9 protein-coding genes and 1 pseudogene are annotated in these 12,494 nt (G+C 42.0%); 4 read left to right on the forward strand and 6 right to left on the reverse strand.

Features of this window, described 5'->3' with window-relative positions:
- Window positions 1-322: 322 nt before the first annotated feature.
- Window positions 323-3,148, forward strand: a complete 2,826-nt coding sequence (gene uvrA / locus ND16A_RS07050; RefSeq protein ID WP_033078079.1) for an excinuclease ABC subunit UvrA — start codon at window positions 323-325, stop codon at window positions 3,146-3,148.
- A 161-nt stretch (window positions 3,149-3,309) separates the two neighbouring features.
- Here uvrA and ND16A_RS07045 read toward each other — a convergent pair whose 3' ends face one another.
- Complete coding sequence (locus tag ND16A_RS07045; protein ID WP_052073146.1) at window positions 3,310-5,376, reverse strand: oxidoreductase; 2,067 nt, start codon at window positions 5,374-5,376, stop codon at window positions 3,310-3,312.
- A 106-nt stretch (window positions 5,377-5,482) separates the two neighbouring features.
- Window positions 5,483-6,832 (reverse strand): YjiH family protein, encoded by a 1,350-nt coding sequence (locus ND16A_RS07040; RefSeq protein ID WP_033078080.1) that lies wholly within the window; start codon window positions 6,830-6,832, stop codon window positions 5,483-5,485.
- A gap of 166 nt (window positions 6,833-6,998) precedes the next feature.
- Here ND16A_RS07040 and trmA point away from each other — a divergent pair, with 166 nt between their 5' ends.
- Window positions 6,999-8,096, forward strand: a complete 1,098-nt coding sequence (gene trmA, locus ND16A_RS07035; protein WP_033078081.1) for a tRNA (uridine(54)-C5)-methyltransferase TrmA — start codon at window positions 6,999-7,001, stop codon at window positions 8,094-8,096.
- Between the two features lie 46 nt (window positions 8,097-8,142).
- Here the strand turns inward: trmA and fabR are convergent, their stop codons facing one another.
- On the reverse strand, window positions 8,143-8,754 hold the full coding sequence (fabR, locus tag ND16A_RS07030) for an HTH-type transcriptional repressor FabR (RefSeq protein ID WP_033078082.1): 612 nt from the start codon (window positions 8,752-8,754) through the stop codon (window positions 8,143-8,145).
- 239 nt (window positions 8,755-8,993) lie between these two features.
- Between fabR and ND16A_RS07025 the strand changes: the two genes are divergently transcribed.
- Both ND16A_RS07025 and ND16A_RS07020 read left to right on the forward strand, forming a co-directional pair.
- On the forward strand, window positions 8,994-10,112 hold the full coding sequence (locus ND16A_RS07025) for an acyl-CoA desaturase (RefSeq protein ID WP_033078083.1): 1,119 nt from the start codon (window positions 8,994-8,996) through the stop codon (window positions 10,110-10,112).
- Window positions 10,105-10,623, forward strand: a complete 519-nt coding sequence (locus tag ND16A_RS07020; protein WP_052073147.1) for a SixA phosphatase family protein — start codon at window positions 10,105-10,107, stop codon at window positions 10,621-10,623. The genes ND16A_RS07025 and ND16A_RS07020 overlap by 8 nt, the downstream gene beginning before the upstream one ends.
- A 94-nt stretch (window positions 10,624-10,717) precedes the next feature.
- Here the strand turns inward: ND16A_RS07020 and ND16A_RS20300 are convergent, their stop codons facing one another.
- From ND16A_RS20300 to tuf, 3 genes and pseudogenes are all read right to left on the reverse strand, one after another.
- Entirely contained in the window at window positions 10,718-11,179 is a 462-nt protein-coding gene (locus ND16A_RS20300; RefSeq protein ID WP_052073148.1) for a hypothetical protein, read from the reverse strand.
- A gap of 77 nt (window positions 11,180-11,256) precedes the next feature.
- Window positions 11,257-12,075: a mechanosensitive ion channel family protein gene (locus tag ND16A_RS07015; RefSeq protein WP_033078084.1), complete on the reverse strand. Its 819-nt coding sequence runs from the start codon at window positions 12,073-12,075 to the stop codon at window positions 11,257-11,259.
- Window positions 12,076-12,339: 264 nt separating this feature from the next.
- Window positions 12,340-12,494, reverse strand: a pseudogene (tuf, locus tag ND16A_RS20665) (elongation factor Tu); the annotation flags it as partial.

The raw sequence follows: 12,494 nt of genomic DNA on the forward strand, positions 1-12,494 counted from the left end.
GCAAATAACTCTGTATCAATTAACCAATTTGAAAGCATGAAAAATAGCCCTGTCTAAATAGAAGGTGCTATTGTCGTATGATCGTTTTTCTTGTCAACCGATCGTTTTCCTTAACTGATCGGTGTTAGGCCTTCGCCGGAATGACGTTTTATGTTTAACAGCAATGCTTTTTATTTCAACCTCACTGCTTGTACCCTGTACCCAATTGGTTTGCCTTTAAGTTAAATAAATACTGTTAGCTGATTTTTAATCGATTTTTATGCCATAATACGCGATTCTCTGAATTTCAGCTTTGCTGGTATCGGCAAAAACAGGACGTGGCATGAAACAAATCGAAGTACGCGGTGCTCGTACTCATAACTTGAAGAATATCGACGTAGATCTTCCTCGCGATAAACTCATTGTTATTACTGGCCTTTCAGGCTCAGGTAAGTCTTCTTTAGCGTTCGATACGTTATATGCCGAAGGCCAGCGTCGTTATGTTGAATCTTTGTCTGCTTATGCACGTCAATTTTTATCATTAATGGAAAAGCCAGACGTCGACCATATCGAGGGCTTATCGCCAGCGATTTCGATAGAACAAAAGTCGACATCGCATAACCCGCGTTCCACCGTAGGTACTATTACTGAAATTTATGATTATCTGCGTTTACTATACGCACGTGTTGGCGAACCTCGCTGTCCGACTCACCATGAGCCATTAGCGGCACAAACCATAAGCCAAATGGTTGACAATGTTTTAGCACTAGAAGAAGGCACTAAAGTCATGCTGCTCGCACCTGTGGTGCAAGATAGAAAAGGCGAGCATGTTAAGTTATTAGATAACCTTGCTGCACAAGGTTATATCCGTGCCCGTATCGACGGTGAAGTTTGCGATTTATCCGATCCACCAACCTTAGACTTACATAAAAAGCATACTATTGAAGTGGTGGTCGACCGCTTAAAGGTACGTGATGATATTCAAACCCGATTAGCCGAATCTTTTGAAACAACATTAGGGTTAACCGACGGTATTGCGGCTATTGCCTTTATGGATGAGCCCGATAGAGAAGAAATGTTATTCTCAGCAAACTTTGCCTGTCCACAATGTGGCTATAGTATGCAAAAACCCGAGCCAAAGTTGTTTTCATTTAATAACCCGGCGGGTGCCTGTCAAACTTGTGACGGTTTAGGTAACAAGCAATTTTTTGATCCGCAACGAGTGATCGCCAACGACGAGTTAAGTTTAGCTGGCGGCGCAATTCGTGGCTGGGATAAACGCAATTTCTATTATTTTCAAATGCTCACCTCATTAGCCGATCATTATAACTTTGATCTCAATAAACCGTTTAAAGAGTTAGAGCAAGGCATTCAGCAAACCATATTACTCGGCAGTGGCCGAGTTGAAATTGAATTTAAATATATGAATGACCGTGGCGACATTGTTATTCGCCAGCATCCTTTTGAAGGGATCCTGGTCAATATGGACAGACGTTATCGCGAAACGGAATCAAATGCAGTACGCGATGAACTGGCAAAGTATTTAAACAGCCAAGCGTGTCCTAGCTGTAGCGGTAGTCGTTTACGTTTAGAAGCAAGAAATGTGTTTGTTGACAATAAACCGGTAAACGATATTGTTGAATACTCTATTGCGGAAGCAGAAAGTTTCTTTAACACGTTACAACTTCACGGCCAAAAAGGTCAAATTGCAGAGAAAATTTTAAAAGAAATTAATGATCGTTTAGGCTTTTTAGTTAACGTTGGTTTGAATTACCTGTCGCTTTCGAGAAGCGCCGACACTTTATCTGGTGGCGAAGCACAACGTATTCGTCTCGCCTCACAAATTGGTGCGGGTTTAGTCGGTGTTATGTATGTATTGGATGAACCTTCCATTGGCTTGCATCAACGCGATAATGAACGCTTATTAAAAACTCTTATCCATCTGCGAGATCTTGGTAATACCGTCATCGTGGTTGAACACGATGAAGATGCCATTAGAGAAGCCGATCATGTTATCGATATTGGCCCAGGTGCCGGTGTTCACGGTGGACAAATCATAGCGGAAGGCACGATTGACGATATTTTAGCCAATGAAGACTCACTAACTGGCAAATACCTTTCGGGTGTTGAAAAAATTGAAATTCCGACCAAACGAACTCCGGTTGATAAAGACGAAATAGTGGTTTTAACCGGGGCTACCGGGAATAACTTAAAAGACGTTACCCTCACCATCCCGCTAGGCTTAATGACTTGTGTAACGGGTGTCTCTGGTTCTGGCAAATCGACACTGATCAACGACACCTTATACAAAATATCGCATATCGAATTAAACCGCGCCACGGTAGATGAACCGGCACCTTATAAAACCATTACCGGTTTAGAGAAACTCGACAAAGTGATCGATATTGATCAAAGCCCAATTGGTAGAACGCCGCGTTCAAATCCGGCCACTTATACCGGAATTTTTACCGCGATTCGTGACATCTTTGCCGCGACCCAAGAATCACGCTCTCGTGGTTATAAGCCTGGCCGCTTTAGCTTTAACGTTAAAGGTGGACGCTGTGAAGCCTGTCAGGGTGATGGTGTAATAAAAGTCGAGATGCACTTTTTACCCGATGTCTATGTGCCGTGTGATATTTGTAAAGGTAAGCGTTACAACCGTGAAACCCTGGAAGTTCGTTACAAAGGCAAAACCATACATGAAGTATTAGATATGACCATTGAAGATGGCTTTGACTTCTTCCATGCTATCCCTGCGGTTAAACGTAAGTTACAAACCTTAGTGGATGTAGGCCTTTCTTATATAAAACTTGGCCAATCTGCTACTACTCTTTCCGGTGGTGAAGCGCAACGAGTCAAATTATCAAAAGAATTATCGAAACGCGATACCGGCCAAACGCTTTACATCCTCGATGAGCCAACAACCGGTTTGCACTTTCATGACATTAAACAATTAATGCATGTATTGCATCGTTTGCGAGATCACGGTAATACCGTGGTAATTATTGAACATAACCTGGATGTGGTGAAAACCGCCGACTGGATTGTTGATCTAGGTCCTGAAGGTGGTTCCGGTGGCGGGCAAATTCTTGTTGCTGGTACTCCAGAGGAAGTGGCGCAACACAAACAATCACATACCGCGAGGTTTTTAAAACCGCTGTTAAACTGAACTAAGCCATTAACAGCAAAAGGGTGACTAACATCACCCTTTTATTTGCTAACAGCCAGAGCATCGAGCCACGGGCAACTAGCAATGGGCAGCTGGCGTAATTAACCTTCTATCAGGTCAATGTCCTCGCTGTTGCTGACAATACTAATTTCCCATAAGCACTAAATTCTTGCTGCCAGTTCTGCACCCTGGCGGATCGCTCGTTTGGCATCTAATTCCGCCGCAACGTCGGCGCCACCGATTAAATGGACATTTTGCTGCAAATTGGTTAACTGCTGATATAAGCTTTTATTCGGATCTTGGCCAGCACAAACAATGACGTTATCAACCTCGAGTATCTGCTCTTTGCCATCCACCATAAAGTGTAATGCGTTATCGGTAATTTTTGAGTACTCAACACCAGGGATCATATTCACCCCCTGGTTTTTTAACGTACTTCTATGGATCCAGCCCGTAGTTTTTCCTAAGCCGGCGCCAACTTTAGTGGTTTTACGCTGCATCAAATGAATTTCACGATTGCTTTTACTGTGCGTATGGTCTTTCGTTAACGCACCGCCTTGTTGATAGCTTTTATCGATGCCCCACTCCTTTAACCATTGTTCTGGGTGCTTGGTGAGGGAGTCTTCTTCCGCTAAAAATTCGGCAACATCAAATCCGATACCGCCAGCGCCGATGATAGCGACACGTTTACCTACCGGCTTATGATCACGTAATACATCCAAATAACTTAGCACCATAGAGTTATCGATACCGGCAATTGGTGGCGTTCTCGGGTTAATTCCTGTTGCTACCACAATCTCATCGAAATTTTGTCCCATTAAAGACTCAGTGGTTTGCTTGCTATTAAGAGTGACCTTAACGTTTAACAGCTGCAGCTGTTTACGGAAATAGCGTAACGTCTCATAGAACTCTTCTTTTCCAGGAATTTGTTTGGCAAAGTTAAATTGACCGCCAATTTCACTGCCGGCATCAAAAAGTTCGACCTTGTGCCCACGTTTCGCGGCATAACAACTAAATGCCAGGCCGGCAGGGCCCGCACCGATCACCGCAATTGATTTGGCTTTGCTGGCTTTGTCAAATGTGAGCTCCGTTTCGTAACACGCCTGAGGATTTACTAAACAGGAGGCGCGTTGTTGCTTAAACACATGATCCAGACACGCCTGGTTACAACCTATGCAAGTATTGATTTCGTCCGATTTATTTGCCGCCGCTTTATTGACAAATTCCGCATCGGCCAAAAATGGACGAGCCATAGACACCATATCCGACTGCCCACTTGCCAGAACTTGTTCCGCCACTTCTGGCGTATTAATGCGGTTGGTCGAGACCAAAGGGATCTGCACTTCCCCCATTAACTTTTCAGTAACCCAGGTAAATGCCGCCCGTGGCACACTGGTGGCAATTGTAGGTACGCGAGCTTCATGCCAACCAATACCGGTATTGATAATGGTAGCGCCTGCAGCTTCTATCGCTTTCGCCATAGTGATCACTTCATCCCAGGTATTGCCGCCTTCAACCAAATCAATCATCGACAGGCGGAAAATAATAATGAATTTTTCACCAACACGTTGACGCGTGGCTTTAACCGCCTCTACGCCAAAACGCATTCTGTTTTCAATACTGCCACCCCAGCTATCAAGGCGATGGTTAGTGCGCTTACAACTAAACTGGTTAATTAAATAGCCTTCTGAGCCCATGATCTCAACGCCATCATAGCCGGCATCCTGAGCAAGTTTTGAAGATTTGGCGAAGTCTTTTATGGTTTTCCAGATTTGCCGCTCAGATAAGGCCTTTGGCTTGAACGGGTTTATCGGCGACTTAATTTTACTGGCTGACACCGAAAATGGATGGAAACCATAACGGCCAGTGTGGAGCAATTGCAAACAGATTTTAGTCGGATATTTATGCACCGCAGCAGTAACCGCTTTGTGCTTTTTCACATGCCACCATTTACTCAACTCGCCACCAAACGGCGATACCCGACCACGAAAATTAGGACTAATACCGCCAGTAACAATTAGCCCGACACCGCCTTTAGCACGTGCTTGGTAGAAAGCGGCGAGTTTTTCAAAGCCATTTTTTTCTTCTTCCAGACCGGTATGCATTGACCCCATCAACACCCGATTGCTTAATTGAGTAAAACCTAGATCTAACGGCGATAATAGATGCTGAAACGGGCTATCACTATTCGTTTGGTTAGTTATCTGTGTTTTTGTATTCGTTGTCATAAACCACCTGAGGTCATACCAGTGTAAAAATCTGCTAGTATTAACCCAGATTTGAAATCAAATGTAAACAACTGTTTGAAAATTTATCACTAAATTATCACTTCCCTTAGTACACAACATGCGCTACCAGCGCGATTACCGGCAATGTGACTAAAGTGCGTAATATAAAAATTACAAATAAATCCAATATGTTAACTGGTATTTTCGTGCCAAGTAACATGGCACCAACTTCAGATAAATAAATTAGCTGGCTAATCGATAAAGCGGCAATGGTAAAACGCGTCATTTCAGATTCTACCCCGGCAATTAAAATTGATGGTAAAAACATATCGGCAAAACCAATCACTACCGATTTCGCCGCAGTAGCCGCTTCTGGTATTTGTAAAAGCTCAAGATAGGGAACAAAGGGTTTGCCCAAGTAATCAAAGATTGGCGTAAATTCGGCGCACACTAACGCGATGGTACCAATGCCCATAACGACAGGGATGACAATAAACAGCATTTCTAATGCATTTTTGACGCCATCTGCTAACACACTGGAAAACGTTTTTATTTGTGCAGCTCTGGTAACTGCCGCTCTATAGCCATAGCGAAAAACATTCTCGTTATCCGGAATTTTATGAGCGTCAGGATCTGGCAGAGTGCCGTCAATATAGGCATCTTTTTTAAACACTAACGGCGGCAAACGTGGCACCACCAGTGCCGCGACAAAACCGGCCAGACAAACGGCAAAATAAAATGGCAAAAACATATGTGCCAGACCCACCTCGGCAATCACAATTAAACTAAAAGTAATGGAAACCGCAGAGAAGGTGGTGCCAACGACCGCAGCTTCTTTTTGCGTATAAATTTTCTGTTCATACTGCTTATTGGTCAACAATACGCCTACGGTGCCGTCACCCAACCAGGAGGTAGTACAGTCTATTGCCGAGCGCCCGGGTAAATTAAATAACGGCCGCATCACTTTACTGAATAAGGTACCAACAAATTCCAATAAGCCAAAATTAAGCAACAAGGGTAATAACAACCCGGCAAAAATGAACATGGCAAATAATATCGGCATTAAATCATGCAATAACAAGCCACCGGTATTTTCATTCCAGATCATCGCCGAGCCAATTTTAAAGTAAACCAATACGGCAAATCCGGCTCCTAAACAGCGTATCACCAACCAAATAGGTGTTACCAAAAACAGGCTAGCTAGCATAGATTCCGGTTGAATATTTTTCCGTTGAAAGATACTCACGAAGGCACTCATTAAGGCACTAATAATGATCAGCAGACAAATTGCTTCGGCGGCAAAATTGGTCATCAATTTTTGTAGCATCTTAGCTAAGGCAGCAACCGGGATGCTGGCTTGACCATCATATTGCAGCGGAAATAAAAACAGTAACAACCCCAGCATTGACGGCAGGATAAACATTAGCTTATTTCGGGTGGTGTTAATTTCTTTCATATATTCTATTCTTGTTGATAAAGTTTATTTATTCAAAACTATGGCACAATCTGCTATTTCTGCCCTCTCAGAGCAAGTTAGCTAGCAAACGTGCAATTATTCACTAGGATTTACTTAATACAGGGTATAAAATCTGCGCTCACCCAAATGCAAGGCCTACTTTATTATGTTCAGTCACATTCATCCAGATAACTATCAAGCCCAGCTTGCTCACAAAAAAACCGCAATGAGCGAGCTGTTTGCTGAATTCTCTATGCCTGAGGCAGAAGTCTTTACCTCAGAGCCGTTGCATTATCGATTGCGTGCCGAGTTTCGAGTATGGCATGAAGGTGACGAACTTTATTACATAATGTTCAATAAAGAAACCCGAGAAAAATATCGAGTGGACAGCTTCCCCGTCGCCAGTACGTTAATTAATCAAGCGATGACAACACTGATTGACCATATTAAAGATAAAGAAATTCTGCGCCGCAAATTATTCCAGGTAGATTTTTTGTCAACATTAAGTGGTGAACTGTTGATCAGCTTGCTCTATCACAAGCAATTGGATGAGCAATGGATAGAGCTGGCGACAAAACTTAAAGCGACGTTAAGCGCCATCGCTCCGGCAGATATTATTGGCCGTGCCCGCAAACAAAAAGTGGTATTAAATAAAGAGTATGTCACTGAAGTGTTAACGGTAAAAGGCAAACAACTAAACTATCAACAAGTAGAAAACAGCTTTACTCAACCGAATGGCGTTGTTAATGAAAAGATGTTGACCTGGGCGAGTGATGCAACGGAAAACTCTAAAGGTGACTTGGTTGAACTGTATTGTGGTAACGGCAATTTCAGTATTGCTTTAGCCGCTAATTTTACTAAGGTTTTGGCCACAGAAATATCAAAGAGCTCTGTCGCCTCAGCACAACACAATATTGCCGCAAACAAGGTCGATAATCTGGATATTATCAGAATGTCGAGTGAAGAGTTCAGTCAGGCAATGAATGGCGAACGTGAATTTCGTCGTTTGCAGGGATTTGATTTAAGCCAATACAGTTACGATACCGTGTTGGTTGACCCACCAAGAGCCGGTATGGATAACGACTCTTGCGAATTAGTTTCCAGATTTGAGAAAATTATCTACATTTCCTGCAACCCACAGACATTGCATGATAATTTACAAATACTCAGTAAAACCCATAAGGTTGAAAAATTTGCACTGTTCGATCAATTCCCTTATACCGATCATATCGAATGTGGTGTGGTGCTAACGAAAAAGAGCTAAAATCCTGAGTAAGCCAATTCATCGGCTTACTTAAGCTGAGTCCAGCTTATTTAGAGCGTGAACTTAAATCCATTGCGCCTCTGGCAATGAAGCGCAATTGTTTGATGGTTCTGTCTGCCAGCTCTTGTCTTTCGGATTCATTAGCATCTAATGCTTCCGCGCCTGCACTAAAAACGATGGTAACTGCAGCGTTGGCTTGCAAATAGCTGGTTTCAACATCTAATTTATTGGCTTTTTGCAGGTAATCGCACAGCTCCATTGTAAAGTACCGTATCTCCCGACTCACCGCCGCCCTGAACTCTGTTGAAGTCCCCGAGCGTTCACGTAGCAATAGTCTAAATTCGTTGCCGTTTGATTCAATAAATTCCATAAAGGTTTTCACCGAAATTTGAATTACCGAGCCCCCCTTTTCTATGCGCAACCGGGCTTGACGCATTAATTGCCGCAAGGTTAGTCCCGCTTCATCAACCAAAGTTAACCCCAGTTCATCCATGTCATTAAAATGTCGATAAAAAGACGTCGCAGCAAGGCCGGCTTCTTTAGCAACTTCGCGCAAACTTAAATTAGAGAAACTTTGATCGGCACTTAGCTGATTTAATGCCGCATCGATGAGTAGACGGCGAGTTTTTTCTTTTTGCTGAGCTCTTATACCAGACATAATTTTTTGATTGTTCGCTGAATGAAATTAAATAATTGCAAATCATAGCACAAGTTTTTGATTTGGTACTTGACTGACCAATGATAAAAGTTAGAATAGTGTACACGTGTACGCTGAAATATTAATACCAGGTCCGATAATTTATTGGTCAATATATTATCGGACTTGTATAACTTTGAATAAACCAGTGTATTTACATCGTTGCTGATAAGCGACAACTACAATATTATGAGATCCCAATGAACAAACCTCGCTTACTATGGATAAACATCCTGGTTTTCTTAACAACATTTCTGGTTGCAGCCATTCTAGTGCCATATCGCGCAATAACCCATGGCTTTGACAGTTTTGAAATTATTGCGGCAATTATTTGTTTCTGTTTTTGTGGCATATCCATTACTGCCGGTTACCATCGTTTATGGTCACATCGAACTTATAAAGCACATCCGCTGTTAAAGTTCATTTATGCCATAGGTGGTGCATTTGCCCTACAAAACAGTATTTTACATTGGAGCTCTGATCATCGCGTGCATCATAAACACGTAGATAATAATGATATTGACCCTTATTCTGCGAAGAAGGGCTTTTGGTTTTCTCATATTGGCTGGATGTTGAGGGATTATCACCGAGAGAGCTATGCTAATTACGATAATGTGCGTGACCTGCAAAAAGAGAAAATAGTGATGTGGCAACACAAAAACTATTTATTGCTGACCATAGTGACTAATTTTGGTATTCCTATCGGACTTGGGATACTTCACGGTGATGTATTCTCGAGTGTACTTTTAATCGGGGTGTTAAGGCTGGTGCTCAGCCATCACACCACATTCTTTATTAACTCGTTAGCTCATATCTGGGGCAAACAGACGTACACCAAAAAGAATACCGCACGAGATAATGGCATATTGGCATTTTTCACCTTTGGCGAGGGTTACCATAACTTCCATCATATCTTTGAGAATGACTATCGCAATGGCATTAGATGGTTTCACTTTGATCCAACAAAATGGTTAATTAGAGGTTGTAGTTACCTTAATTTAACGCACAGTTTAAGGAAGACCCCTGAAGATAAAATTGCCAAAGCGAAAGCTAAGATGCAACTTGTTAACAGTCAGAGTAAATTACAAAGCATTGCCAATGCTGATGAATTAATTGCCAAATTACAGCACGAATATGATTTGCTGATTGAGCAGATGAATTTATATTACGAAACGAAAAAACAGCTTATCGGCCAGAAACGATCAAAACTGAGCGAAGATGTTGAACAGTCACTATTGGTGCAACGCTACAAAGAATTAAAAGAAAACTTGAACCAGCGGATAAAACACTGGGATATGTTGCGAGCACAATATGCGTGATCACATGTTAAAACTGGTTTATTTATCGGTATTGCTTTGCCTTTTACCAGCAAGCGCAAGCTCGGCTGAAGATAAACAAGGCTTCACCATCTACTTGATAAGGCATGCTGAAAAGTTACCGGATACGAAAAACCCGGCTCTAACGCAATGCGGGTTAACCCGTGCTGAAAGTATCGCTCAGCAATTGCAGCTTATTAACATTGAAATGCTTTACAGTACCAACTATAAGCGTACTCAACAAACGGCAGCACCGACCTCAACGAGTAAGCAATTATCGGTAATAAGTTATGATCCAGCCAATTTGCCAGCCTTTGCTAAATCGTTACTGGCGGCAAAGAAAAATGCGCTAGTTGTTGGACACAGTAATACCACAGCAGTACTGGCCGGACTACTAGCTGAACAGCCACTAACAAGTTTTGATGAGAGCATCTATGATCGCATTTATCAGGTGGTATTTATTGACGGTGGCGCACAACTAAATATTTTTCAGCAAAACTTTACTTGCGAATAAATATATATTTACGGCTTTTCGTGGACATATACGTCCATTAACAAGAAATGAGATGACATGCTATCTCCTTTCTTGTTAATGAATCATTTAAAAATTAAATGTCTTTTGGGTTCACTCTGGATTTTTCACCCGCTTTGATTAATTCCACTTTCTGAACTTTAAAAGGCGTCCCCCACATTTGTATCGTCATGATGTTTTTATCAACATAGCCAAATAGCTTTATTTTAGCACCGTGCTGTTGAAAGCGTTTCTCTAAGTTCAACGGCAGGAGTCGCTCACCATTGTCGCCATGAAAGCCAAAAAAACCACCTTCCAAATTATAATATTTCAATGTCCCGGTATACCACTGCCCTATCGGTAATTCGCCTTTACTTAATTCATTAGGTGGTGGCGTATTGTCTTTCATAACGATTGCCTTTTTCGTTGCTGGTGCTGGCGTTGTTTGTTGCGCTTGCGAACTTTTAACTTTGCTTTGTTGTTCAGTTGCTGTCGCCATACAGGCCGTTAAACTGACAATAAATAGCATTGCGAAAGTAGATAAATAAAAATTTTTCATAAAACATCTTCTTAATTAGCTGAAAAACTGGCTATGCTCTCTAAATTATAGAGAGCAAAAGCCAATAATAAGTTCAATTATCCTTCGGCTTTATGGATATGTACATCCATTTGCGGGTAAGGAATATTTAACCCTTGCTGATTGAATACTTTATAGATTTGTTCATTCATATCGAAATATACCGCCCAATAATCATCAGCATTAACCCAGGCACGTACAGCAAAGTTCACTGAGCTATCCGCCAATTCAGATAGCGCGATAAATACTTCAGGATCTTTTAAAATACGCGCATCATCGGCACACAATTTGTGCATAACGGCTTTTGCCTGATCAACATCATCGCCATAGCCGATGCCAAAAGTCCAATCCACGCGCCTAGTGGCTTCGGTCGAATAGTTGGTCATTGAGCCAGTTGCTAACCCGCCATTAGGAATAATGATGGTTTTATTATCTGGCGTTTTTAATATGGTGTTGAAAATTTGAATTTCCGACACTTTACCAATGTAGCCTTGAGCATCGATTACATCGCCAATCTTATAAGGCTTGAACAGCAAAATCATTACCCCTCCAGCAAAATTTTGTAAAGTACCCGATAACGCCAGACCCACAGCTAATCCAGCAGCACCTAATATTGCAACGAACGAGGTCATCTCGATTCCCACCATACTAAGTACAGTGATAACTAATAACACTTTCAATAACGCCTGACTCAAACCTTTGACGAATGGTATTAATGATTCATCCACCTGAGCCTTATCCAGCGCTTTATTTAATGCCAATAAAATTCCTTTAACCACCCAAATCCCGATGATCCATACTAGTATCGCCGTTACCAGCTTAGGGCCGTAAAGGACAACCATATCGATTAAATCTGTGGTGACTTTGTCGTAGTCCATGTTTATTACCTCTTTTTTCTTAATTGAGAACTTATATTGTAGTTTAATCTAGGGAGAAACAAAGGTATAGAGAACAGCGGGTTAGGAAAGGCAATTAAATGGTTTAGGTTAAGAGTTAGCTGCAGGCATCGGGCTACGAGCAGGTCGCATGAGTAAGGGGTACCCTGTACCTCGTACCCTGCTCTGACTGCCCGTGGCCATTTTTAAGACAAAAAAAAGGCCGCTTTCGCGACCTTTTTTTTCAGCTAGGCTGTATAAAAATTATTATTCAATAATTTTTGATACAACGCCCGCGCCTACTGTTCTGCCACCTTCACGGATAGCGAAGCGTAAACCTTCGTCCATCGCGATTGGGTTGATAAGCTCAACAACAAACTTCAAGTTGTCGCCAGGCATTACCATTTCAACACCTTCAGGAA

The sequence above is a fragment of the Thalassotalea sp. ND16A genome, from assembly GCF_000764205.1.
Classification (GTDB): Bacteria; Pseudomonadota; Gammaproteobacteria; order Enterobacterales; family Alteromonadaceae; genus Thalassotalea_A.